The organism is Curtobacterium guangdongense, from assembly GCF_049341845.1.
In the GTDB taxonomy this organism is placed as follows: domain Bacteria; phylum Actinomycetota; class Actinomycetes; order Actinomycetales; family Microbacteriaceae; genus Curtobacterium; species Curtobacterium guangdongense.
On sequence record NZ_JBMPIT010000001.1, the window covers coordinates 87956 to 109987 of the forward strand.

The following is a 22032-nucleotide window of genomic DNA, read 5'->3' on the forward strand; positions in this document are numbered from 1 at the left end:
CCGGGGTGATGGTCGGTCCTACTTGCTGGTGACCTTGAAGCCCTGCTCGTTGCCGTACTTCACGATGGCCTTCTGCCATGCCTCGAGCCCGGCGTTCAGGTCCGTCTTGTTCTGGTAGGCCTGACCCACCGTGTCCGCGTAGACGCTGTTCGCGTAGACCTGGAACGGCAGGTACTGCCAGCCCTCGGCGACGTCGGAGGACGCCTTCGACAGGGTCTCGTTGATCGCTTCGCCGCCGAAGTACTCCGGCTTCTCGGCCGTGAAGGACGACGAGCTGAGCTGCGCCTTGGTGGACGGGAACCCGCCGGACTTGAGGAACACGTCGATCGAGTCCTGCGAGGAGTTCAGCCACTTCAGGAAGCCGGCGGCGAGCGCCGGGTTCTTCGACTGCTTCATGACGACCTCGGCGGATCCACCGTTGTTCGAGGTGACGTCGGACGAGCCGTCGTAGGTCGGGATCGGCGCGACACGCCAGTTGCCGCTGCCGTCCTTGACGCTCGACTCGAGCACGCCGGGCATCCAGGCGCCCGTGACCATCGTCGCGATCTCACCGTTGCCGAGCTGCTTGTACCAGTCGTCGGTCCAGCCGGGCGTCTGCGAGAGCAGGCCCTTCTCGACGAGCTGGTTCCAGGTGGAGGTCCACTTCTTGGTGCCCTCGTCCTGCAGGTTCACCGAGACGTCGGTGCCCTTGACCTCGAACGGACGACCGCCGGCCTGCCAGATCATCGACGTGGTGAAGCCGGCGTCACCGCTGTCCGCGGCGATGTAGGCGTTCGGGTTCGACGCGTGGATCTTCTCGGCGTCCGCGACGTACTCGTCCCAGGTCTTCGGCGGGGTGGTGATGCCGGCCTCGTCGAAGGTCTTCTTGTTGTAGAACATCGCCATGGGGCCGGAGTCCTGCGGCAGGCCGTAGACCTTGCCGTCGAGGTCGACCGACTGCCAGGTGCCGGCGCCGTACTTGCTCTCGAGCGAGTCGAAGCCGTAGGACTTCAGGTCGACGAGCGAGTCGGCGAGGGCGAACTGGGGCAGTGCGAAGTACTCGATCTGCGCGACGTCGGGGGCACCGGAGCCGGCCTTGATCGTGTTCTGGAGCTTCGTGTACTGGTCGTTGCCGGTGCCGGCGTTGACGAGCTTGACCGTGACCTTCGGGTACGCCTTCTCGAACGCGGCGACCTGGGCCTTGGCGGACGGGGTCCACGACCAGTAGGTGAGCGTCCCGCCCTTCTCGAGGGCCTTGGTCATGTCGTCGGACGAGCCGCCGGACGACGATCCGCCGGAGGCGCAGGCGGCCAGGGCGATCGTCGCCGTGACGCCGATGGCGAGGGCGCTGAGGCCGCGCCGGAGTCGCTTGTTCATTCGGGTGTGCCTTCCACTTCTTCGTGATGGGGTGTGCTGCTGTGGGTCGCGCGGGCCCCGACGGGGGCCCGGCAGGGTCAGGCCTTGACGGACCCGGCCGCGAGGCCGGACTGCCAGGAGCGCTGGAGGAAGAGGAACGCGATCACGATCGGGATGATCGTGAGCAGCGATCCGGTGACGACGAGGTTGTAGATCGGGTGCGCGGAGACCCCGACGGCCTGGGCGCTCCACTGGTTCAGACCGACCGTGAGCGGGTAGAGCTTCGGGTCGCTGAGCATGATCAGGGGCAGGAAGTAGTTGTTCCAGGTCGCGACGACGGCGAACAGCAGGACCGTCACGACACCGGGCGCGAGGAGTCGCAGGGCGATGGTGAAGAAGATCCGGAACTCGCCGGCGCCGTCCATGCGGGCCGCCTCGATGACCTCGGTCGGGACCGCGTCGACCGCGTAGGTCCAGATGAGGTACATGCCGAACGGACTGATGAGCGAGGGCAGGATGATCGCCCACGGGGTGTTCGTCAGGCCCACGGCCGAGAAGAGCAGGAACGTCGGGACGGCGAGGGCCGTACCGGGGATCGCGATGGCACCGAGGACGATCGCGAAGACCGCGCGGCGCCCGGGGAACCGGAACTTCGCCATGCCGTAGCCCGCGACGGTCGCGAGCAGGGTCGCACCGCCCGCACCGACGACGACGTAGAGCACGGTGTTGCCGAGCCACTGCAGGTAGATGCCGTTGTCGTAGGTGAGTGTCTCGCCGATGTTCTGGAAGAGCGAGAAGTCCGGGCCGAACCAGAGACCGAACGTCGAGAGCAGGTCGGCCTGCGACTTCGTCGCGTTCACCACGAGGTAGAACAGCGGCAGCAGCGAGTAGACGGTGATGACGACCATCACCACGAGCAGAAGCGGCGACTTGCGGGCGCGGGGACCGCGGCCCTTCGGGGCCGTCGTCTGACGGGAGGCACGGGTACGGCCCGCCCCGCTGCGTCCGCGGGTGGTCACCGCCTCCGTCACGGTCGGGGGCTGGGTGTCGACGGCGCTCATCGGTTCTCCGCTCGGGTTCCGCGGACCTGCACGACGTAGGCGATCACGGCGGTGATGACGCCCATGACGATGGCGACGGTGGCGGAGTAGTTGAACTGCTGGCCACTGAAGGACAGCGAGTAGGCGTACATGTTCGGGGTGAAGGCGCTGCCGATGACGTTCGGGGCGAGGGTCTTCAGGAGGTTCGGCTCGTTGAAGAGCTGGAAGCTGCCGATGATCGAGAAGATCGTGGCGATGACGATCGATCCGCGGAGCGCCGGGATCTTGATGGACCAGACGGTGCGGAACGGGCCGGCGCCGTCGATCTCGGCGGCTTCGTACAGGTCGGTCGGGACCACGCGGAGTGCGGCGTAGAAGATCAGCATGTTGTAGCCGACGAACTCCCACGTGACGATGTTGCCGATCGACGCCAGGACCCAGTCGGGGCTGAACGGCTGGAGCAGGTCGATGCCGAGCGCCCCGTTGATCGACCCGGTCAGGCCGAACTGGTTGCCGTAGATGAAGCCCCAGATGAGTGCGGCGACGACACCGGGGACCGCGTACGGCAGGAAGATCGCGATGCGGAAGAACGACGATGCCCAGAGCCGCGCACTGTCGAGCGCCAGGGCGGCGACGAGCGCGACGAACAGCATGATCGGGACCTGCACGACGAGGAACAGGGCGACCCGGCCGAAGCCGGTCCAGAACTTGGCGTCCTGCAGGAGCTGCAGGTAGTTCGCCAGGCCGACGAACTGGTTGCCACCGACGAGCTGGTCGCGGAAGAGGCTGAGCCAGAGCGCGTAGCCGATCGGCACGATGAGCATCGCGGTCAGCACGACCACGAACGGGCCGACGAACATCCAGCCGGTCCACCGGGCACGCTGCCGACGTGGCCCGGACCGGGCGGCCGACCTGGCCTGCTCGAGCGTTGTCATGGGACTCCTTCGTCTCGCGTCGACATCGCGTTCGCGGCGATGCGACCTGATGTTGACGTCAACATCGTGGTCGAAGATAGCATGGCAACGTCAACATGCAACTGCGTGACAGAATCGTGATCGAAGCCGCACCAGGGACGTGAAGGGATGCCCGCGATGACGACCGCCCCACCGGCCGGAGGACGAGCACCCTCGATGGCAGCGGTCGCCGACGCGGCCGGCGTCTCGATGCAGACGGTGTCCCGCGTCGCCAGGGGCTTCGACAACGTGAGCCCCGAGACCCGCGATCGCGTCCAGCAGGCGATGACGTCACTCGGGTACCGCCCGAACCGAGCGGCCCGTGCCCTGCGCTCCGGGCACTTCCGGACGATCGGCGTGATCATGTTCACGCTCGCGTCGTTCGGGAACATGCGCACGCTCGAGGCGATCGCCGACGCCGCGGGTGCCGCCGACTTCACGATCACGCTGCTCCCGATGGCGTCGCGCACGAAGGACGGCGTCCGCTCGGCGTTCTCGCGGCTGCAGGAGCAGGCGGTCGACGGTGTCGTGATCATCATCGAGTCGCACGTGATGGACACCGCAGAGGTCGTCCTGCCCGACGGTGTGCCCGTCGTGGTCATCGACTCGACCGGCACCACCGATCATCCGGCGATCGACACCGACCAGGCACAGGGCGCCCGACTGGCGACGCAGCACCTGCTCGACCTCGGACACGAGACGGTCTGGCACGTGGCCGGCCCCGCGATGTCCTACTCCGCCGGAGGCCGTCGGGCCGCGTGGGAAGCGACGCTCACCGACGCTGGGCGGGCCGTCCCGCCCGTGTTCGAGGGCGACTGGGGCTCGACCTCCGGCTACCGCGCCGGGCTCGAGATCGCCCGTCGTCCCGAGATCACCGCGGTGTTCGCGGCGAACGACCAGACCGCCCTCGGCATCCTCCGCGCATGCCACGAGGTCGGTCGCTCGGTGCCGGGGTCGCTCAGCGTCGTCGGCTTCGACGACTCGCCGGAGTCCGACTCGTTCTGGCCGCCGCTCACCACGGTGCACCAGTCCTTCGACGAGGTCGGCCGACGCGCGGTCAGCACGCTCCTCGGGCAGATCGCGGGGACAGCGGCGGTCGCGGCGACCGATCTCGTGCCGGTGTACCTCGTCGAACGTGCGAGCACGGCGGCCCCGTCGTCCTGATCCGGCTGGCGCGTCACTCGAGCGACGCGACGCCCCGTCGGAGCACGTCGCGCGCGGCACGCGCCCGCGGGATCACCCACACCGCGCTCCACGTCGCGAGCCCCGCCCACAACGCGAGCAGGATCGCGGTGAGCACAGGCGGCTGCTGGTCACGCATCGACCACGTCATCGCTCCCCAGCACACCGCGAGCACGATCTTCCCCCAGCCCGCGACCAGTTTGTCGGCCTCGGCCTGCACGAGCGGGATCCACACCGACGCGGGGACACCGGCGGGCACCTCGCCCTCGGCCACCCACCGCTGCACCGCGACGACGCGCTCGTAGCCGCCCCCGAGACGCCAGGAGCGCACGGTCAGGAACGCCCCGATCGCTGCACCGGCGGCACCGACGGGGATCGCGACGGCGACGAGCACCCCCGTCGTCGCACCGGCCCACGGCGACACCAGGAGCATCACGAGCACGACGGCGAAGGCCGCCCCGGCGACGCCGGAGCCAACCAGCCGCATCCGGCCGGCCTCATCGATCAGTCCGACGCCACGCATGCCCTGGACGGTACCCGCTCCGGACTGGGCCCACGGAGCCGGTCCCGGGGCGACGCGCCAGCGGCGGCCCGGCCGTGCCGACGGGGAGAGGCTCGTGGCAGTCCGGCACCGAGCCTCCCGCCCGGCGCCCCGCGCGTTCCGGCGCCTGGCGCGCGTTCCGACCCACCGCGCCCGCCATGGAAAACCGAAACGCGCGTAGGAGGTCGGAAAAACCGACCTCCTACGCGCGTTTCGACCTCTTACGCGCGGAAGCGCCCGCCGGCTACCCGATCGAGAGCGCCGTCCAGCTCACCGGGGGGAGCTCGATCGTGACGGTGTCGCCCTCGCGGCGAGCCGATTCGTTCGTGCGGAGCCCGACACGCGACGTGTTCGCCAGGTCGTTGACCGCGTGCAGGTCGTCGTCCCAGACACCCTCGGCGTGCACGTCACCCTCGACGGACAGCCCCGAGAGGTCGATCGTGACCGTCGTGCTCTCGGACGGGTGGCGGTTCACCAGGAACACCGCCGCCTTGCCGTCCTCGATCGTCGCGGCGGAGTCGACCACGGGGACCTGCCCGTACGTGCCCCCGTCGACGGTGTCGCCCGATGCGATGACCTGCAGCGAGGTGCCGTGGGCCAGGCGGGAGGTGAGCGAGAACGGGAAGAACGTGGTCTGGCGCCATGCCTCACCACCGGGCTCGGTCATGATCGGGCCGATCACGTTCACGAGCTGCGCGATCGACGCCGATGCGACACGGTCCGCGTGGCGCAGCAGCGAGATGAGCAGCCCGCCGACCACGACGGCATCGGCGACGGTGTAGACGTCCTCGAGCAGACGCGGCGCGACCGGCCACTCGTCGAGCGTGAACTCCTTCTGCATCTCGTTCCACTTCGAGATGGACCAGACGTTCCACTCGTCGAACGAGATGTCGATGCGCTTGTCGGACTTCTTGTGCGCCTGCACGTGGTCGGCAGCGGTCGTGACCGTGTCGATGAAGCGGTCCATGTTGACGCCCGATGCCAGGAAGGTGGCGAGGTCGTCGCCCTCCTCGTAGTACGCGTGCGCGGAGATGTAGTCGACGTCGTCGTAGGCGTGCTCGAGGACGGTGCGCTCCCACTCCCCGAACGTCGGCATCGACGCACCGGACGACCCGCAGATGACGAGTTCGAGGTCCGGCTGGATCTGGCGCATGCCCTTCGCCGTCATCGCGGCGAGCTTGCCGTAGTCGTCGGCGTTCTTGTGGCCGAGCTGCCACGGCCCGTCCATCTCGTTGCCGAGGCACCACATGGTGACGCCGAACGGTTCCTCGCGCCCGTTGCGCTTGCGCTCCTCGGAACGGGCGGTCCCGCCGGGGATGTTCGCGTACTCGAGCAGCTCGATGGCCGCCTCGGTGCCGCGGGTGCCGAGGTTGACGGCGAGCATCATCTCGGAGCCGACGGAGTCGAGCCACTGCTGGAACTCGTGGAGGCCCACCTCGTTCGTCTCGGTCGAGTGCCAGGCGAGGTCGAGTCGGCGCGGACGCTGGTCGACCGGGCCGACGCCGTCCTCCCACTTGTAGCCGGAGACGAAGTTGCCGCCGGGGTAGCGGATCGTGGTGACGCCGAGCTCCTTGACGAGCTCGATGACGTCCTTGCGGAAGCCGTGCTCGTCGGCGCTTTCGTGCGCGGGTTCGTGGATGCCGTCGTAGACGTGGCGTCCGAGGTGCTCGACGAAGCCACCGAACAGCCGGCGGCGCACGGGCCCCACCGTGAACGCGGAGTCGAGGACGAGGTGTGTGCGGGGCATGGATCTCCTTCGATCTGCTGGGCATCAGGCGTTCAGTGGCGGCCCGACTCGAAAGTGAGCGCTCACCCATCCGTAACGCTACCGGTATCCACGGCAGCGCGAAAGGGCTGGCGCATCATCGTGTCGCGGGCTAATGTGAGCGCTCACGGAGCACCTGCCCTGGTGCTCTCAGCCCGGCCCATCCCGATGGAGTGATGCCATGCCGAACCGACCCGTCCCACCCGTCCCACAGCTGCGAGGCGGTGCCTTCACCCGACGGAGCCTCCTCGCGGCCGGTGCCGCAGCGGCCACCGTGCTCCCCCTCGCCGCGTGCTCCAGCCCGATCGCGGCAGGCCTCGCCGGCAGCGCGCTCAACCCCGAGACGCTCGTCTTCTGGAACCTCTTCGGCGGCGGCGACGGCGCCCGTATGCAGGAGATGGAACGCGGGTACGCCAAGCAGCACGGCGGATCCAGCTCGCTGCAGGCGACGACGTTCGCGTGGGGCAACCCGTACTACTCGAAGGTCACACTGGCCACCGTCGGGAACAAGCCGCCGGACGTCGCGATCTCCCACCTGACGCGTGCGAAGCCCCTCTGGGACGGCGACCTGCTCGACCCGATCACGTCCGACGACCTCGCCGGTGTCGGACTCGCTGCGAGCGACTTCAACCAGAAGGCCTGGACGGCGCAGAAGACGGACGGCAAGAACATCTGCGTGCCGCTCGACACCCACCCGTTCGTGCTCTTCTACAACGTTGACGTCTGCCAGAAGGCCGGCCTGCTCGACGGTGACGGCAAGCTCAAGGACCTCACCGGGCTGGAGGCGTTCGAGAGTGCCCTCGCCGCGGTCGCGAAGGTGACGGGCGGCACCGCGCTCAACGTCGCGAACGTCAGCGAGATCGCGACCCCGTGGCGCTTCTTCTGGACGATGTACAACCAGATCGAGGGCGCGACGCCGTTCATCAGCGACGGCGGCGCGAAGCTCACCGTCAACGAGGACGCGTACACGAAGGTCACCGAGATGACCCAGAAGTGGGTGAAGAACGGCTGGCTGAACAAGGGCCTCGACTACGCCACCGCCCAGACCCTGATGTTCACCGGCAAGGCCGGCTTCTTCATGCAGGGCGAGTGGGAGATCAGCACGGCGCAGTCGATCAAGGGCCTGAAGTTCGGCATGGCGCCGATCCCGCAGCTCTTCGACAAGCCGGCGACCCAGGCCGACTCGCACACCTTCATCCTGCCGCGGAAGGACCGCACACCCGAGCAGAAGAAGGCCGCGATGCTGTTCATCAAGCAGATGCTCGAGCAGAGCATGACGTGGGCGCAGGGCGGCCACGTCCCGGCGTACCTGCCGACGTACGACAGCTCCGCGTACAAGGAGCTCACGCCGCAGTCGAACTACGCATCCGCTGCCGAGACCGCCGTGTTCGACGACGCCGCCTGGTACGGCGGATCCGGTTCCACGTTCGAGAACACCGTCGGCGCACAGCTCGCACTCGTCCAGCAGGGCTCGAGCTCCCCCGCCGCAGCCATGAGCGCGATCAAGTCGCAACTGTCGACGTACCTCAACACCCCGAGCCCGCTGTGAGCGGCGACGTGAACACCCCGCGAAAGGCACGATGACGTGACTGCAGCACCAGTCCTCACCCGTCCCACGGGAGCGGCCACCGCTCCCCGTCGAGTCCGCACCTACCGCACCAGCCTCACCCGCGGCCAGGGCCGCAGCGGCTGGCTCTTCCTCGCCCCGTTCGGCCTGTTCTACCTGGCCTTCCTGCTCGGACCGACGATCTGGATGATCGTCACGAGCTTCTTCAACACCTCGACCGTCCGCACGGGCCTCGGCAGCTTCGCCGGGTTCGCGAACTACGCGGAGATGCTCGGCCGCGCCGACTTCTGGTCGTCGCTCTGGCACACCCTGCAGTTCACGCTGTACACGACGCCGCCGCTCGTCATCCTGGCGTTCGTCTTCGCCGTGCTGACGAACCGGATGAACCGCGGCCAGTGGTTCTTCCGGCTGGCGTTCTTCCTGCCCTTCATCCTGCCGTCGGCGACCATCTCGCTCATCTGGGTGTTCATCTTCACGCCGAGCACCGGCCTGTGGGCGAGCGTCCAGTCCCTGCTCGGGATGACCCCGGGTGCCGGTGTGCTGGCGAGCCCGAACACCGCCATGATCGGCGTCGCGATCGCCACCGTGTGGTGGACCCTCGGGTTCAACTTCGTGCTGTACCTGGCGGGTCTGCAGGAGATCCCCCGCGAGCTGTACGAGGCCGCCGCCGTCGACGGCGCGTCGAGCTGGCAGCAGATCAAGTCGATCACGCTGCCGCTCCTCGGCCGGACGACGACGCTCGTCATCCTGCTGCAGATCATCGCCAGCCTGAAGATCTTCGACCAGGTGTACCTGATGACGAACGGCGGGCCCGGTATCTCGACCCAGGTCTCGCTGCAGCTCATCACCGGCGTCGGCTTCACCGACAACCGGCTCGGTGCGGCATCGGCCGCGTCGGTGCTCCTGTTCATCGTGATCGTCGCGATCGCGGTCATCCGGCAGATCGTCGAACGCGCTGCCGCCAAGCGAGAGATCGGGGCCTGACATGACCGCCACCGAGAGCATCACCACCAGCCGGCCGAAGCTCCGTTCCGGTGTCTCGGCCGCCGCACCCGCGAACGCCGCGAAGATCGGTGTCAGCGGCAAGGGGTTCAACATCACGGCCGCGATCATCCTGACGGTGTTCGCGATCATCTGGCTGATCCCGAGCCTGTTCGCGCTGAAGACCTCGTTGTCGGACAACGGCGTCGCGGCGCTCGGCGCGAACTCGATCCTGTCGAACTGGAATCCGACGCTGCACTCCTACGCGGCGCTCTTCCAAGCCGGCGACATCTGGAACTGGTACCTCGCGAGCGGCATCACGAGCGTCGTCACGGCGCTCCTCACGGTGCTGTTCGCGTCGATGGCCGCATTCGCCCTGTCCCGGCTGGTGTTCCGCGGTCGGAACGTCGCGTTCCTGCTCATCATCCTCGGGATCATGATCCCCACCCAGGTGCTGATCATCCCGATCTTCCAGGAGCTCAACGCCGTCAACCTGCTGAACACCTACTGGTCGGTGATCTTCCCGCAGGTGCCGGCCGTGATCGCGGTGTTCATCTTCAAGCAGTTCTTCGACGGCATCCCGCGTGAACTCGAGGAGGCCGCCCGCATCGACGGCGCGAACATCTGGAAGGTCTACTGGTCGGTGATCCTGCCGTTGTCGCGGCCGGTGATCGCGGCGGTGACGATCCTGACGTTCGTCGGGGTCTGGAACAACCTGCTCCTGCCCCTGTTCGTCCTGTCCAACCCGGACCTCATGACGGTCCCGGTCGGTCTGGCCACCGTCCAGGGCAGCTTCGGCCAGCGGTACGCCGACATCCAGGCCGGCGCCATCCTGGCGGCGTTGCCACTGATCATCCTCTACCTGATCTTCCAGCGGCAGATCGTGGAGGGCGTGACGGGCTCCGGCCTCAAGGGCTGACGCGACCACACACCGGACTGGAGGCTCTGCGCACGTCGTGCGCAGAGCCTCCAGTCCGTCACGGACGCCGCGCCAAGCGGGCCGAATCGCGCGTAGGAAGCTGAATCGCGCGTAGGAGGCCCGGTGTTCCGGCCTCCTACGCGCGATTCGGCTTCCTCATGCGGGCGCGATGGGAAGGACCGTCAGGGGGTGGGGGTGACCGTCCAGGTCCCGTTCGTCTGGATCGCCATCACGCCGGGCAGGTCGACGTCGAACGACTCGGTGAAGGCCCCGGAGTTCCCGAACAGCTGCGGGTTGTCCGACGTCGTGAACACCCGGCCGGAGAACGAGTCGTCCGGTCCGCTCGGCCGGTAGTCGACCGTCACGTGCGAGACGTCGTCGGAGAAGAAGAGCACAGCGGGCCCGGTCCCCGACTGCGACCCGGACACGTACGGCAGGTCGTTCCAGCTGCGCAGGGTCACCGTCCACGGGCCCTCGGCCTCGACGATGATCGTCTGGTCCGGGGAGTCGCTCTGCATGACGCCGGTCAGGAACGAGCCCCGCAGCGGCGCGGTCGCGCGTCCGAACGGCGACATCCGCCCCGGGGCGGTGACGGTCGCGGTCCCCGTGCAGGACGAGCAGTCGAGCTCGACGACCACGGCGAAGTCACCGTCCGCGTGGAACGCCACGTTCGACGACCCGGTCCCCGAGGCGGTCGCGGACACCCCGCCGGAGACCGTCCCGGCGTCGACGGTGTCCGGGAGGGCCTGCGCGATCGCCGGCGTCGTCGCCGTCGGGGTGGGCGTCGGGGTCGGGGTCTGGGTCGGTGTCGGTGTCCGCGTCACCGGGGCGACGTCGGGCTGTCCGGACGCCTGCGCGCACCCGCTCACGAGCAGCACCGCTGCCACGACCACGCCGACCACCGCTGTTCCCCGCACCGTCCCCATGCGCACAGCCTGGCACGATCAGGCCGGGACCGGCTCCTTCGCCTCGCGCTTCCAGAAGCCGGAGAAGGTGATGCGGGACTTCGGCAGCCCCGAGCGGTGCAGGTGGCGACGGCCCTCGGTCGCGAGGGTGGACTCCCCCACGACGAACGCGTAGGCGTACTCGTCGGTCGGCGTGTGCCGACGGAGTTCCTCGAGCGCCGCCGCTCCGGGGACCGCGTGGGCGTCGTCGCGGACGAGCCAGGTCACCGTGACGCCGGCCGGTGCGTCGAGCGGGCGGACGTCCGCCGCGACCGGGACCTCCTGGATGATCCGGCCGACCGCGTCCCGCGGGAGCGACGCCGCGATGCCGACGACACCGGGTAGACCGGTCTCCTCCGCGACGACGAGGACCTCGCTCGTGTCGTCCGGGCAGTCGAAGATGCAGCCCTGGTCGAGCATCGCCAGTTCCTGACCGGGACGGGCGGTGCACGCCCAGATCGCCGCGCGGCCCTCGAGCGAGCCGTCGGCGCTCGTGTGCACGACGAAGTCGATGTCCAGCTCGGCCGGGGTGACCGCGGTCGCCGGGCGGAAGGCGGCGACGGTGTAGTTCGCGCAGTGCGGGCGGGTCTCCTCGGGGATGGCGAGGAAGGTCGGCCACCACTTCGTCCCGTCGAGCTCCGGCAGGCGGAACACGTCCTGGTGGGGGTGCTGCATGAACAGGCGGAACCAGTGGTCGAACCCGAGGTACCCGAACTCGTGCAGGTCGTCCCCGGTGACCGTGACGCGGTGCATCGACGGCGTCACGCGCTCGGTCCGGACGACCCGGGCACGGAAGAGCCGAGGGTTCACGGGCAGGAGCCGCGGGTTCTTCGCCATGAGGCAAGGCTAACCTAAGATGGTCCGCGTGCCAGCCCCCATCCCCGCTCTCGCCGACCCCCTCCGCGGCACGCGGGACCCCGGTGTCGGTGCCGCCGGCGTCCACCGGACGACGACCAGGCGGCGGACTGCGATCGTCCTCGGCATGGTCGTCGCGCTCGCCCTCGTCGTGGTCGCCAGCATGCTCCTCGGCAGCAACCGGATCGGTGTCGACCGTGTCATCGCCGGGCTGATGCACACGGGGTCGGGCACCGACGACGCCATCGTCTGGGGGTCCAGGATCCCGCGTACGGCGATCGGCGCCGCGGTCGGTGCGGCGCTCGGGATCGCCGGACTGCTGATGCAGGGGCACACCAGGAACCCGCTCGCCGACCCCGGCCTGTTCGGGGTCTCCGCCGGCGCCGGACTGGCCGTCGTGATCGGCGTCTACGTCTTCGGGATCACGAACACCGGCGTCACGGTGTGGTTCGCGCTCGCGGGTGCCGTCGTGGCGAGCGTCGTCGTGTTCTCGGTGACGATCGCGGGCAGCGGGACCGCGAGCCCGGTGCCGCTCGCCCTCGCCGGTGCCGCGGTGTCGGCACTGCTCGGCGCGCTGACCTCGTTCCTGGTCCTCACCGACCGGGACTCCCTCGACGCCTACCGGCTGTGGGTCGTCGGCTCGCTGTCCGGCCGCCAGATCGACGTGCTCCAGGCCGTGTGGCCGTTCCTCGTCGCCGGGCTGGTGCTCGCCGTCCTGAACGTCCGATCGCTCGACGCGCTTGGGCTCGGGGCGGACCTCGCGAAGGGGCTCGGCGAGAACGTGCTCGTCGCCCGGCTCGTCGGCCTCGGCGGGATCACGCTGCTCGCCGCCGGGGCCACCGCCGCCGCCGGGCCGATCGGGTTCGTCGGCCTCACGGTGCCGCACGTCGCCCGGGCACTCGTCGGCACCGGGCACCGCTGGGCACTCCCCGCCTCCGCACTGCTCGGGGCGGCACTCGTGCTGCTCGCCGACGTCATCGGCCGGCTCGTCGGGGGCTTCGCCGAGGTCGAGGTGGGCATCGTCCTCGCCGTGATCGGCGGTCCGGTCTTCGTCGCCGTCGCCCGCCGCCGATCGCTGGTGTCGCTGTGAGCGCCGTCGACACCGCCCGCGGGGCCGACACCGCCGGCACCGCCGACACCGCCGGCACCGCCCGCACCACGGGGCGCCGGGGCATCCGCATCGGGCCAGTCGGACTCGCCTGGCGTCCCCGGGTGTTCTGGCTGACCATCGCCGCCGTCGCCGCCGCGCTGCTGCTCGTGGTCCTCGGCGTCGCGATCGGCTCGACGTGGATCGCACCGGGCACGGTCGTCCGGTCACTGCTCGACCTCGGGACCGGCCCGGATGCCTTCATCGTCCAGACGCTCCGGCTCCCCCGGGTCCTCACCGGCGCGCTCGTCGGGCTGACCCTCGCGGTCGCCGGAGCGCTGACCCAGACCTTCACACGGAACCCGCTCGGGACGCCGGACATCATCGGCGTGACCTCCGGGGCGAGCGTCGGTGCCGTCGCGGCGGTCGTCATCGGCGGCGGCACGTACGCCGTCGGTGCCGTGGTGCTCGGCAGCGGCATCCCCGTCGCCGCCACGATCGGCGCGCTCATCGCGGCGGCCGTGGTGTACGGACTCGGGTGGCGCGGCGGCGTGCAGAGCTACCGGCTCGTCCTGGTCGGCATCGGGGTGAGCGCCACGCTCGACGCGGTCACGAGCTACCTGCTCGTCCGGGCGCAGATCACCCAGGCCGCCGCGGCGTCGCAGTGGCTCGTGGGGAGCCTGTCGAGCACCTCGTGGGCGAGTGTCTGGCCGCTGCTGATCGTCGCCGCGGTGGCGGTCCCGATCGCGCTGGCCACGAGCGCCTCCCTCGGCATCGGGCAGCTCGGTGACGAGGTCGCCGTCGGCGTCGGCCTCGCGATCCAGCGGCACCGTCTGCTCGTCATCGCGCTCGCGGTCGTCCTCACCGCCGCCGCCGTCGCCGCCGCGGGGCCGGTCGGCTTCGTGGCGTTCGTCGTGCCGCAGATCGCCCTACGCCTCGCTGGCACGAACCGTCCGCCGCTGCTGCTCTCCGCGGCACTCGGCGCGGTGCTCGTCCTCGCCGCCGACCTGCTCGCCCGGTCGGCGTTCCCCTGGCAGGTGCCGGTCGGCATCGTCACGACCGTGATCGGTGCTCCGTACCTGATCTGGCTCCTCATCCGTCACCGCAAGGAGATGTCCCGATGACGACACTGCACGACACCACGACAGCTGCACCGCACGACAGCGCCGTCGCGAGACCGCCCGTCCTGGAGGCACGCGGCCTGTCCGTCGGCTACGACCGCCGCGCCGTCCTCAACGACCTCGACCTGCGCATCGAGCGCGGCACGGTGACGACGTTCCTCGGCGCGAACGGCTGCGGCAAGTCGACGCTCCTGAAGGCGTTCGGGCGGGTCCTCAAGCCGATCGCGGGCGAGGTCCACCTCGACGGCGTCCCGATCCGCAAGGAGCCGAACCGCGCCGTCGCCCGGAAGCTCGCGATCCTGCCGCAGTCCCCCGCTGCCCCCGCCGGCACGAGCGTGCTCGACCTCGTGATGCGCGGCCGGAACCCGCACCAGTCCTGGGCACGCCCGTGGACCGCCGAGGACGCCGGTGTCGCCGAGGAGGCCATCGCCGCGACCGGCCTGACCGAGGTGGCGCACCGCGACGTCGCGAGCCTCTCCGGCGGGCAGCGGCAGCGGGCCTGGATCGCGCTCGTGCTCGCCCAGCGCGCCGACACCCTGCTGCTCGACGAACCGACGACGTACCTCGACCTCGCGCACCAGCTCGACGTGCTGCGCCTGGTCCGGCGGATCAACCGCGACCAGGGGTCGACGGTCGTGATGGTCCTGCACGACCTGTCGCTCGCGGCCAGGTACTCGGACCGGCTCGTCGTCCTGCACGACGGCGGCGTGGTCGCGGACGGTTCACCCACCGAGGTGCTGACCCCTGCGGTCCTGCAGTCGGCGTTCGGGCTGCACGCGCGGGTCGTCCCCGATCCCGTGACCGGCGCGCCGATGGTCGTGCCCGAGGCGGACGAGCACGACGTCACGGGACTCGCGGCCGCCGTCAACTTAGGTTAGCCTCTCCTAACGTGAAGCTCCGTACCGTTCTCCTCAGCGCAGTGGCCGCGTCGGCCCTGCTCCTCGCCGGCTGCTCGTCCACGGGCGCCTCCGACTCCGCGGGCTCCGGCTCCAGCGCCGCGGCCGACGGGGGCGCGTGGTCCTACAAGGACGCCACCGGCACCACCGTCAAGGTCGACCACACGCCGAAGCGCGTCGTCGTGCTCAACGACATCGCGATCTCGTTCGTCGAGTACGGCCTGCACCCGGTCGGCACCTTCGGCCAGATCCCGATGACGCAGGACAAGCGGTTCGAAGGCCTCGACACCGACGGCATCACGCAGCTCGGCACCGCGTACGGCGACATCGACCTCGAGAAGCTCGCCGCCCTCAAGCCCGACCTCGTCGTCACGTCGGTGTACCCGAAGGACGAGCAGGGCACGCTCGACTCCTCGGAGCCCGGCTACGGCTTCAAGGACACGGCACAGCAGAAGCAGATCCAGGCCATCGCGCCGGTCGCGCAGGTGAAGTGGGGCGGCAAGGGCCTCGACGTCATCAAGGACATCACCGGCCTCGCCGAGTCCCTCGGGGCGAAGCAGTCGAAGGTCGACGCCGCCGAGAAGCGGTTCGACACCGCGAAGACGAAGCTCGAGACCGCGGCGAAGGAGAGCGACCTCACGGTGGTGTCGATGTACGCCGACGGCGACGGTGCGTACGTCACCCGCCCGGCCGACGAGCCGACGCTGCAGATGTACACCGACTTCGGCGTCGACCTGGTGAACCCGAAGCCGAAGGGCTTCTACTGGGGCATCTACAGCTGGGAGAACGCGGGCCAGATCACCGGCGACGTGATCCTGCTCTCACAGCAGGGCTACCAGGTCGCGGACCTCGAGAAGCAGCCGACGTTCGCGGACAACAAGGCGCTCGTGGCCGGTCAGGTGCACAGCTGGACGTTCCCGGCGCTCGACTACGCCTCGCAGGCCGACTACATGACGGACCTGGCCGGGTGGCTGTCGGACAGCAAGAAGCTGTCCTAGCAGGCAAGCACAGGACGAACGGGAGGCACGGTGCCAGCTGGCACCGTGCCTCCCGTCCGTGTCGGCGCGGGTCGTGAGCCGTCAGTCCAGCGGGAGCAGCGGTGCCCAGAACGCATCGGGGCCGTCGGCGACGACGGCGTCCGCCTCGAAGCGGAACCCGTAGTCGCGGACGAAATCGGCCGCGCCGGCGATCTCGTCCTGGGCGTCGTCGCGGTCCGGCTCGAACAGGTACACACCGTGTCCCATCTTCACCCCGCTGTCGCTGATGACGGAGAGGTCCCAGCGACCCGGCTCTGCTCGTTCGATGCGGACGACGGCGGCCTGCGCCTCGGTGAAGTCAGCCATGCAGGCGAGCGTACGTGGTGCGGCTGCGCTGTGCCCCCGATCACTGTGCCCCGATCGCCGTGCCCAGATCGCCGTGTCCCGCTCCCCGTCCCCCGGTCCCCGAGAGCGCACCGAGCACGTCGGCCTAGCGTCGGGTCCACCGAAGCACTCCACCACGCGAGGAAGGGAACGAACCATGTCACTCGGAGACAAGGCGAAGGACGTCACGCAGAAGGTCGTCGGCAAGGCCGAGGAAGCCGTCGGCAAGCACACCGACGACACCGAGCTCACCCAGCAGGGCCAGTTCGACCAGGGCAAGGGCGAGGACCGCCTGCAGACGGAGAAGGCTAAGGACGACTCCGGACACTGATCGTCCGGACGCGATCCCGCGGAAGGCGGCTGCACCGACCACGTCGGTGCAGCCGCCTTCGTGTGTCACCGGCGTCGGAGGTCGCGGCTAGCGTGCTGCCATGCCCGAGGGTGACTCCGTGTTCCGTCTTGCCGTCCGGTTGCGGCAGGTCGACGGGGCCGTCGTCCACCAGGGCGAGATCCGCGGCGGCCGCGCGGCCGGGCTGCGCCTCGACGGGCGACGGGTCGTGGGGCACGCCACGCACGGCAAACACCTCCTGACGCGGTTCGACGACGGCTCGACCCTGCACACGCACATGCGCATGCAGGGTTCGTGGACGATCACCGGCGCCGGCCGACGACTCCCGGCCAGCGCCGCACGGGCTGCTCGGGTCCGGATGAGCCTCGACGACGGGCGTACGGTCTGGGGGCTCGACCTGCCGGTGGTCGAGCACCTCCGCACCGCGGACGAGCCCCTCGTCCTCGGGCACCTCGGCCCCGACCTCCTGCACGACGGGTTCGATGTGCACAGAGCCGCAGACCGGTTGCGCGCGTCGACGGCTCCGACGATCCGGGAAGCCCTCCTCGACCAGCGGGTCGTCGCGGGGCTCGGCAACCTGTGGGTGAACGAGCTGTGCTTCCTCCGCGGACTGCATCCCGCCACCCCCGTCTCGCTGGCCGACGGTGAGCCGCTCCTCGCCCTCGCGCGGCGGATGCTGTGGCACTCCGCGACCACGCCCGACGCCTACCAGACGACGACGGGCCGCCGCGGGAAGGGGCAACGGCACTGGGTCGTCGGTCGTGCCGGGCGGCCGTGTCTCCGATGCGGAACCTCGGTACAGGCCGCGGACCACGTCGACGTCGCCGGTTCTCCACCGCGGCGGGCCTGGTGGTGTCCGCGCTGCCAGCCGCTGCCCGCCCGCTGACCCGAGCGGCATCGTGCGCTCCGCGCCGGGGACCGGTAGGAACGAGGGATGACGCAGGACGGGTGGACCGAGGACGTCCTCGGAGCGCCGTACGAGCGGCTCGAACTCCCGCTCGGCGGGGACCTCGAAGGGCCGGTCGTCGCGACGCTCGTCCGCCGGCGACGATCCCCCGCCGACCTGCTGCACGCCCGCGGGCCGCTGCACGGGGTCGACGTGCTCTACGTCCACGGATGGTCGGACTACTTCTTCCAGACCGAGCTCGCCGAACGCATCGAGCGGCTCGGCGCCCGGTTCCACGCGCTGGACCTGCGGAAGTACGGCAGGAGCTTGCGCCCGCACCAGACGCCGGGCCACATCGGGGACCTCGCCACGTACGACGAGGACATCGGTGCCGCCCTCGACGCGATCGCGTCCGAGCACCGCGGCGAGCGCCGCCTGGTGCCGATGGGCCACTCGACGGGCGGACTCACGCTCTCCCTGTGGGCCGCCCGACACCAGGAGCTCGTGTCCGGGCTGATCCTCAACAGCCCCTGGCTCGAGTTCCAGGCAGACTCCGCGGTGCGGGCGTTCATCGCACCGCTGGTCAAACTCGGCGCGCGGCGGAACCCGCTCGCCCCGCTGCCGGCAGTGGACCCCGGGTTCTACACGCGGACGGTGTCGGCGACGAGCGAGGGCTCCTGGACGTACGACCAGCGGTGGCGGCCGGAGCGGGGTTTCCCGCTGCACCCCGGGTGGCTCGACGCGGTGTTCCACGGGCAGGCCACCGTCGAGCAGGGCCTCGGCCTCGAGGTCCCCGCCCTCGTGATGCTCAGCGACAAGAGCATGCTGCAGCCGCGGTGGGACGACGGTATGGCGCACGCCGACGTCGCGCTGAACGTCGACGTCGTCGCACGGCGGGCACTCTCCCTCGGCGAGCAGGTGACCGTGCGGCGGCTCCGGGGAGCGCTGCACGACGTCGTGCTGTCCGCGGAGCCGGTCCGCGAGCGTGCCTACGACGCGATCGGCCGGTGGGCCGCGACGCTCGGGTGAACGGCGGCACACCGCCCGCGCCGGTCGCCCGTCACCGCAGCGCGGCGACCGCCTGCTTCGTCGCCGCGGCGACCAGTGGGTCGTCGGCCTTCGCGTCCGACCGGTCCGTGGCGGTCATCACCACGACGACGATCGGAGCACGGCCGGCCGGGTAGACCACGGCGATGTCGTTGCGGACGCCGTACTCCCCCGTGCCGGTCTTGTCGGCGACCGGCCACGCGGGATCGACCCCGGCGCGGACCGTGCCCGCCCCGGTGGTGTTGTCGAGCATCGTGTCGCGGAGGAGGGTCCGGTCGGTGGTGTCGAGCGTCTTCCCGAGCAGGACCTGCCGCAGGTCGGACGCGAACTGCGCCGGGGTCGTGGTGTCGCGGTCGTCGCCGGGGGTGGCCTCGTTGAGGTCCGGCTCGACGCGGTCGACGTTCGTGGTGCGGTCGCCGATGCCGCGGAGGTACTGCTCGACGGCGTCCGGGCCGCCGACCCGTTCGACGAGCAGGTTCGCCGCGGTGTTGTCGCTGAACCGCATCGCGGCGTCGATCAGCTCGCGGACCGTCATGCCGGTGTCCACGAACCGGCTGGTGATCGGGGCGTAGTCGAGCAGGTCGCTGCGGTCGTAGTGCACGAGCGTGTCGAGGTCGGCGTCCGAGTCGTGGGCGAGCACCGCAGCGACGATGAACGTCTTGTTGGTCGACGCGAACGGGAAGCGCTCGCCCGATCGGTACGACACCCGGTGCCCGGACGCCGTGTCGATCGCGGTGACGCCGAGTCTGGCGTCGTGCTGGTGCTCGAGCGCCGCGAACGCTCGGTCGGTGGAGTGTGTGGAGACCGACGCGGACGCGGACGTGGACGCGGCGGGCGCCGATGACGCGCTGCAGCCCGTGAGCGCGATGGCCGCGGCGAGGACGACCGCTCCGGCCGTGGTGCTGTTCCTGGTTCGCATGTCCCCAGCATCCTGCCCCGATCCCATGCTGTCGAAGACCGGACGACGCCGATCCATGCCACATCGGCATGGCTTAGGCTGCAAAGCATGGACGTCGTCGCCGCCTGCCGCGTGCTGGTCGAGGTCGAGGAACGCGGTGGCGTCACCCGCGCGGCCGCGGCGCTCGACATCGCGCAGTCGGTCGCGAGCCGCCGCATCGTCGCCCTCGAACGACACCTCGGCGGGCCCCTGCTCGAACGGAACGCCAGGAGCGCGGTGCTGACCCCGTTCGGCAAGGACCTCGTGCCGTCCGCCCGCCGGCTCGTCCGACTCGCGGACGAACTCGAGCTCGACGCCGACCGCGCCCGGCTCCGCCCGGTGTCGATCGCCGTGCCGGAGACCTGCACGACCCGGGACCTCGCGGTGGCCGAAGCCGCCGCCCGGGGAGCCGGCGTGCGGCTCGACCTGCGCCGGGAGCCGCCGGCACGTCGGGCCGAGCTCGCGGCTGCGCGGACGGTGCGGGTCTCGATCGTCGCCGTCCCGGCCGCCGACGCACGGTGGCGGGTCCCGCTCGGCGCAGCCGGCCGACGCCTGGGCGACCGGCCGCTGCGGCTGGAGGGTCTGCGCACCCGACGCACGGTCCGCCGCCACGACGACGACCACGGGAGTCGCCTCCGCATCGGACCGGAGGACGACGTGCCCCACGTCCGCGACGTCCTCGGCCGGGCGGCGGAGGCCGCGGGACTCCTGCCGTCCCAGCTGCCGACGGACGCGACGACGACGTCCTCGCTCGCCGCGGTCCTCGCCGACGGCGACCTGCTGCTGTGCTCGGAGGCGGAGTCCGTTGCGTACGGGTTGCACTGGCGACCGTTCGTCGGGACGGAGCTCGCTCGCGGGTACGCCGTCCTCGCGGAGAGCGAGCACGACGCCGACGCGGTGCAGCGGACGGTCGCCGACGAGCTGGCCGTCGCGCTGGGGGTGCCCGATGTCGGATGAACGGTTCCTCGCCGGGGTCCGCGACGGGCTCCGGGCGGCGGGCCTCCGCGCGTCGATCCTCGTCCGCGACCTCGCCACGGGGCACGAGATCGCGCTGGACGCGGACGTGCCCTTCCCAGCCGCGTCGCTCACGAAGCTGCCGATCGCCCTCGCCGTGCTGGACCGCGTCGAGGACGGCCGGCTCGACGGTGCGCAGGCGGTGACCGTGCCCGCCGGGAACCCGACCGAGGGCACACCGGGCACCGGTCGGTTCCGGCGCCCGGCCGTGATCGCCGTCGACGACCTCGTGTCCCTCGCGCTGACGATCAGCGACAACGGCGCGGCCGACGCCCTGCTCGAGCTCGTGCCGCCCGCCGAGGTGACGGCGGTCCTCACCGCGCTGCACCTCACCGGCATCGCCGTCCGCCACCCGTTCCGCGACCTGTCCGACACCCCGCTCGAACGGTTCGCGCCCGAGGAGGCGCACCTCGCCCACACGCTCGCGATCCGCGGGTCGACACCGGCGCACGGGCATCCCGTCCGGCAGCTCGACGTCGCGCGGACCAACACCGGCACGGCACGCGCGTGGGTCGACCTGCTCGCCGCGATCTGGAACGAACGGGGCGTCCGGCCCGCCGTCGCGCACCGGCTCCGCGAGCACCTGCACGGCAACGTCATCCGGCACCGACTCGCCCCCGACTTCGCGTCGGACGCCTCGACCTGGGCGTCGAAGACGGGGACGCTCCTGAACCTCCGGCACGAGATCGGCGTGGTCGAGCACACCGACGGATCCCGGTTCGCCGTCGCGGCGCTGAGCGCGTCCGACGTGGCGGCGAGCACCCAGCCGGCCGCCGAAGCCGCCCTGGGCGCAGCCGCCCGCGAGCTGCACGACCGGCTCCGCGACCCGCGGTGACGACCGACGCCGCTCAGGCGTCGAGCCGGATCAGGCGGTCGGGCGGGAGAACAGGTTCACGAGGTTGCCATCCGGGTCCCGGAACAGGGTCGACCGGTTGCCCCACGGCATCGTCGTCGGCGGGAGCACCACGTCGTCGAGGTCTGCCCGCAGCGCGTCGAACGCGGCGTCGACGTCGTCCACCAGGAACTCGACGACCACACTGCCGTTCGACTGCGCGATGGGCGCGTCGCTCGCCAGGATCGCGACGGTCGCCGGGGACGCCAACGCGAGGACCAGGCCACCCGTGACGATCTCCGCGAACACCGGAGCCGGACGGTTCGCGGTCGTCCCCGTGACGCGCTCGTAGAACGCCGTCATGCGGTCGAGGTCGTCGGTGATGATGCGGATGGATGCGAACTGCATGGTGGCCTCTCC

General features: G+C 70.5%; 23 protein-coding genes. 13 read left to right on the top strand and 10 right to left on the bottom strand.

Translation table 11 applies throughout. The features are described from left to right. Positions 1 to 18 precede the first annotated feature (18 nt). The 3 genes from ACO0E1_RS00395 to ACO0E1_RS00405 all read right to left on the bottom strand — a co-directional run bounded on the left by ACO0E1_RS00395 (position 19) and on the right by ACO0E1_RS00405 (position 3310). Positions 19 to 1356, bottom strand: a complete 1338-nt coding sequence (locus tag ACO0E1_RS00395; RefSeq protein WP_422872343.1) for an ABC transporter substrate-binding protein — start codon at positions 1354 to 1356, stop codon at positions 19 to 21. A gap of 77 nt (positions 1357 to 1433) precedes the next feature. Next, complete coding sequence (locus ACO0E1_RS00400; RefSeq protein ID WP_422872344.1) at positions 1434 to 2396, bottom strand: carbohydrate ABC transporter permease; 963 nt, start codon at positions 2394 to 2396, stop codon at positions 1434 to 1436. Beyond that, positions 2393 to 3310, bottom strand: a complete 918-nt coding sequence (locus ACO0E1_RS00405; protein ID WP_402730122.1) for a carbohydrate ABC transporter permease — start codon at positions 3308 to 3310, stop codon at positions 2393 to 2395. Before ACO0E1_RS00405 ends, ACO0E1_RS00400 begins: the two co-directional genes overlap by 4 nt. Positions 3311 to 3466: 156 nt before the next feature. On the opposite strand from ACO0E1_RS00405, the gene ACO0E1_RS00410 reads away from it, so the two are divergent. Continuing rightward, a complete protein-coding gene (locus tag ACO0E1_RS00410) occupies positions 3467 to 4492 on the top strand; it encodes a LacI family DNA-binding transcriptional regulator (protein ID WP_422872345.1) in 1026 nt (341 codons plus the stop codon). 13 nt (positions 4493 to 4505) lie between these two features. Here ACO0E1_RS00410 and ACO0E1_RS00415 read toward each other — a convergent pair whose 3' ends face one another. Next, positions 4506 to 5033 (bottom strand): hypothetical protein, encoded by a 528-nt coding sequence (locus ACO0E1_RS00415; RefSeq protein ID WP_422872346.1) that lies wholly within the window; start codon positions 5031 to 5033, stop codon positions 4506 to 4508. Positions 5034 to 5295: 262 nt separating this feature from the next. Continuing rightward, positions 5296 to 6798, bottom strand: coding sequence for an arabinosylfuranosidase ArfA (arfA, locus tag ACO0E1_RS00420; RefSeq protein WP_422872347.1), 1503 nt, complete (start codon positions 6796 to 6798; stop codon positions 5296 to 5298). Between the two features lie 199 nt (positions 6799 to 6997). On the opposite strand from arfA, the gene ACO0E1_RS00425 reads away from it, so the two are divergent. From ACO0E1_RS00425 to ACO0E1_RS00435, 3 genes are read left to right on the top strand one after another with little or no spacing between them, the layout of a single operon-like run. Beyond that, complete coding sequence (locus ACO0E1_RS00425; protein ID WP_281265393.1) at positions 6998 to 8365, top strand: extracellular solute-binding protein; 1368 nt, start codon at positions 6998 to 7000, stop codon at positions 8363 to 8365. A gap of 36 nt (positions 8366 to 8401) precedes the next feature. Beyond that, positions 8402 to 9367 (top strand): carbohydrate ABC transporter permease, encoded by a 966-nt coding sequence (locus ACO0E1_RS00430; protein WP_281265394.1) that lies wholly within the window; start codon positions 8402 to 8404, stop codon positions 9365 to 9367. Position 9368: 1 nt separating this feature from the next. Further along, entirely contained in the window at positions 9369 to 10283 is a 915-nt protein-coding gene (locus ACO0E1_RS00435) for a carbohydrate ABC transporter permease (RefSeq protein ID WP_422872348.1), read from the top strand. 182 nt (positions 10284 to 10465) lie between these two features. Here ACO0E1_RS00435 and ACO0E1_RS00440 read toward each other — a convergent pair whose 3' ends face one another. Both ACO0E1_RS00440 and ACO0E1_RS00445 read right to left on the bottom strand, forming a co-directional pair. Beyond that, positions 10466 to 11209, bottom strand: a complete 744-nt coding sequence (locus ACO0E1_RS00440) for a hypothetical protein (RefSeq protein ID WP_422872349.1) — start codon at positions 11207 to 11209, stop codon at positions 10466 to 10468. 18 nt (positions 11210 to 11227) lie between these two features. Beyond that, positions 11228 to 12064 carry a siderophore-interacting protein gene (locus ACO0E1_RS00445; protein WP_422872350.1) on the bottom strand — a complete coding sequence of 279 codons (837 nt, stop codon included), beginning with the start codon at positions 12062 to 12064 and terminating at the stop codon, positions 11228 to 11230. 28 nt (positions 12065 to 12092) lie between these two features. Here ACO0E1_RS00445 and ACO0E1_RS00450 point away from each other — a divergent pair, with 28 nt between their 5' ends. From ACO0E1_RS00450 to ACO0E1_RS00465, 4 genes are read left to right on the top strand one after another with little or no spacing between them, the layout of a single operon-like run. Continuing rightward, positions 12093 to 13172: a FecCD family ABC transporter permease gene (locus tag ACO0E1_RS00450; RefSeq protein ID WP_422872351.1), complete on the top strand. Its 1080-nt coding sequence runs from the start codon at positions 12093 to 12095 to the stop codon at positions 13170 to 13172. Continuing rightward, positions 13169 to 14293 carry a FecCD family ABC transporter permease gene (locus ACO0E1_RS00455; RefSeq protein ID WP_422872352.1) on the top strand — a complete coding sequence of 375 codons (1125 nt, stop codon included), beginning with the start codon at positions 13169 to 13171 and terminating at the stop codon, positions 14291 to 14293. The genes ACO0E1_RS00450 and ACO0E1_RS00455 overlap by 4 nt, the downstream gene beginning before the upstream one ends. Then, the gene (locus tag ACO0E1_RS00460; RefSeq protein ID WP_422872353.1) at positions 14290 to 15168 is read left to right on the top strand and encodes an ABC transporter ATP-binding protein; all 879 of its coding nucleotides are present in this window, start codon (positions 14290 to 14292) and stop codon (positions 15166 to 15168) included. The genes ACO0E1_RS00455 and ACO0E1_RS00460 overlap by 4 nt, the downstream gene beginning before the upstream one ends. Before the next feature lie 11 nt (positions 15169 to 15179). Next, a complete protein-coding gene (locus ACO0E1_RS00465; RefSeq protein ID WP_422872354.1) occupies positions 15180 to 16184 on the top strand; it encodes an ABC transporter substrate-binding protein in 1005 nt (334 codons plus the stop codon). 81 nt (positions 16185 to 16265) lie between these two features. Here the strand turns inward: ACO0E1_RS00465 and ACO0E1_RS00470 are convergent, their stop codons facing one another. Then, positions 16266 to 16529 (bottom strand): hypothetical protein, encoded by a 264-nt coding sequence (locus ACO0E1_RS00470; RefSeq protein ID WP_422872355.1) that lies wholly within the window; start codon positions 16527 to 16529, stop codon positions 16266 to 16268. Between the two features lie 175 nt (positions 16530 to 16704). Between ACO0E1_RS00470 and ACO0E1_RS00475 the strand changes: the two genes are divergently transcribed. The 3 genes from ACO0E1_RS00475 (at position 16705) to ACO0E1_RS00485 (ending at position 18811) form a co-directional block, all read left to right on the top strand. Continuing rightward, entirely contained in the window at positions 16705 to 16878 is a 174-nt protein-coding gene (locus ACO0E1_RS00475; RefSeq protein ID WP_422872356.1) for a CsbD family protein, read from the top strand. A 100-nt stretch (positions 16879 to 16978) separates the two neighbouring features. Next, positions 16979 to 17782: a DNA-formamidopyrimidine glycosylase family protein gene (locus ACO0E1_RS00480; RefSeq protein WP_422872357.1), complete on the top strand. Its 804-nt coding sequence runs from the start codon at positions 16979 to 16981 to the stop codon at positions 17780 to 17782. Between the two features lie 48 nt (positions 17783 to 17830). Continuing rightward, positions 17831 to 18811, top strand: coding sequence for an alpha/beta hydrolase (locus ACO0E1_RS00485; protein ID WP_422872358.1), 981 nt, complete (start codon positions 17831 to 17833; stop codon positions 18809 to 18811). 31 nt (positions 18812 to 18842) lie between these two features. Here ACO0E1_RS00485 and bla read toward each other — a convergent pair whose 3' ends face one another. Then, on the bottom strand, positions 18843 to 19748 hold the full coding sequence (gene bla / locus ACO0E1_RS00490; protein WP_422872359.1) for a class A beta-lactamase: 906 nt from the start codon (positions 19746 to 19748) through the stop codon (positions 18843 to 18845). A gap of 87 nt (positions 19749 to 19835) precedes the next feature. Here bla and ACO0E1_RS00495 point away from each other — a divergent pair, with 87 nt between their 5' ends. Together ACO0E1_RS00495 and ACO0E1_RS00500 are read left to right on the top strand one after the other, a co-directional pair. Continuing rightward, on the top strand, positions 19836 to 20723 hold the full coding sequence (locus ACO0E1_RS00495; protein ID WP_422872360.1) for a LysR family transcriptional regulator: 888 nt from the start codon (positions 19836 to 19838) through the stop codon (positions 20721 to 20723). Continuing rightward, a complete protein-coding gene (locus tag ACO0E1_RS00500) occupies positions 20713 to 21615 on the top strand; it encodes a serine hydrolase (protein WP_422872361.1) in 903 nt (300 codons plus the stop codon). The genes ACO0E1_RS00495 and ACO0E1_RS00500 overlap by 11 nt, the downstream gene beginning before the upstream one ends. 30 nt (positions 21616 to 21645) lie before the next feature. On the opposite strand, the gene ACO0E1_RS00505 is transcribed toward ACO0E1_RS00500, so the two are convergent. After that, on the bottom strand, positions 21646 to 22020 hold the full coding sequence (locus ACO0E1_RS00505; protein ID WP_422872362.1) for a VOC family protein: 375 nt from the start codon (positions 22018 to 22020) through the stop codon (positions 21646 to 21648). Positions 22021 to 22032 lie beyond the last annotated feature (12 nt).

Excerpts from the sequence above, each read along its gene's own strand:
- ACO0E1_RS00505 (WP_422872362.1), bottom strand. The coding sequence starts at position 22,020 with ATGCAGTTCGCATCCATCCGCATCATCACCGACGACCTCGACCGCATG.
- ACO0E1_RS00475 (WP_422872356.1), top strand. The coding sequence starts at position 16,705 with ATGTCACTCGGAGACAAGGCGAAGGACGTCACGCAGAAGGTCGTCGGC.
- ACO0E1_RS00425 (WP_281265393.1), top strand. The coding sequence starts at position 6,998 with ATGCCGAACCGACCCGTCCCACCCGTCCCACAGCTGCGAGGCGGTGCC.
- ACO0E1_RS00485 (WP_422872358.1), top strand. The coding sequence starts at position 17,831 with ATGACGCAGGACGGGTGGACCGAGGACGTCCTCGGAGCGCCGTACGAG.
- ACO0E1_RS00395 (WP_422872343.1), bottom strand. The coding sequence starts at position 1,356 with ATGAACAAGCGACTCCGGCGCGGCCTCAGCGCCCTCGCCATCGGCGTC.
- ACO0E1_RS00440 (WP_422872349.1), bottom strand. The coding sequence starts at position 11,209 with ATGGGGACGGTGCGGGGAACAGCGGTGGTCGGCGTGGTCGTGGCAGCG.
- ACO0E1_RS00410 (WP_422872345.1), top strand. The coding sequence starts at position 3,467 with ATGACGACCGCCCCACCGGCCGGAGGACGAGCACCCTCGATGGCAGCG.
- ACO0E1_RS00480 (WP_422872357.1), top strand. The coding sequence starts at position 16,979 with ATGCCCGAGGGTGACTCCGTGTTCCGTCTTGCCGTCCGGTTGCGGCAG.
- ACO0E1_RS00435 (WP_422872348.1), top strand. The coding sequence starts at position 9,369 with ATGACCGCCACCGAGAGCATCACCACCAGCCGGCCGAAGCTCCGTTCC.
- bla (WP_422872359.1), bottom strand. The coding sequence starts at position 19,748 with ATGCGAACCAGGAACAGCACCACGGCCGGAGCGGTCGTCCTCGCCGCG.
- ACO0E1_RS00445 (WP_422872350.1), bottom strand. The coding sequence starts at position 12,064 with ATGGCGAAGAACCCGCGGCTCCTGCCCGTGAACCCTCGGCTCTTCCGT.
- ACO0E1_RS00460 (WP_422872353.1), top strand. The coding sequence starts at position 14,290 with ATGACGACACTGCACGACACCACGACAGCTGCACCGCACGACAGCGCC.
- ACO0E1_RS00470 (WP_422872355.1), bottom strand. The coding sequence starts at position 16,529 with ATGGCTGACTTCACCGAGGCGCAGGCCGCCGTCGTCCGCATCGAACGA.
- ACO0E1_RS00495 (WP_422872360.1), top strand. The coding sequence starts at position 19,836 with ATGGACGTCGTCGCCGCCTGCCGCGTGCTGGTCGAGGTCGAGGAACGC.
- arfA (WP_422872347.1), bottom strand. The coding sequence starts at position 6,798 with ATGCCCCGCACACACCTCGTCCTCGACTCCGCGTTCACGGTGGGGCCC.
- ACO0E1_RS00500 (WP_422872361.1), top strand. The coding sequence starts at position 20,713 with ATGTCGGATGAACGGTTCCTCGCCGGGGTCCGCGACGGGCTCCGGGCG.
- ACO0E1_RS00415 (WP_422872346.1), bottom strand. The coding sequence starts at position 5,033 with ATGCGTGGCGTCGGACTGATCGATGAGGCCGGCCGGATGCGGCTGGTT.
- ACO0E1_RS00405 (WP_402730122.1), bottom strand. The coding sequence starts at position 3,310 with ATGACAACGCTCGAGCAGGCCAGGTCGGCCGCCCGGTCCGGGCCACGT.
- ACO0E1_RS00400 (WP_422872344.1), bottom strand. The coding sequence starts at position 2,396 with ATGAGCGCCGTCGACACCCAGCCCCCGACCGTGACGGAGGCGGTGACC.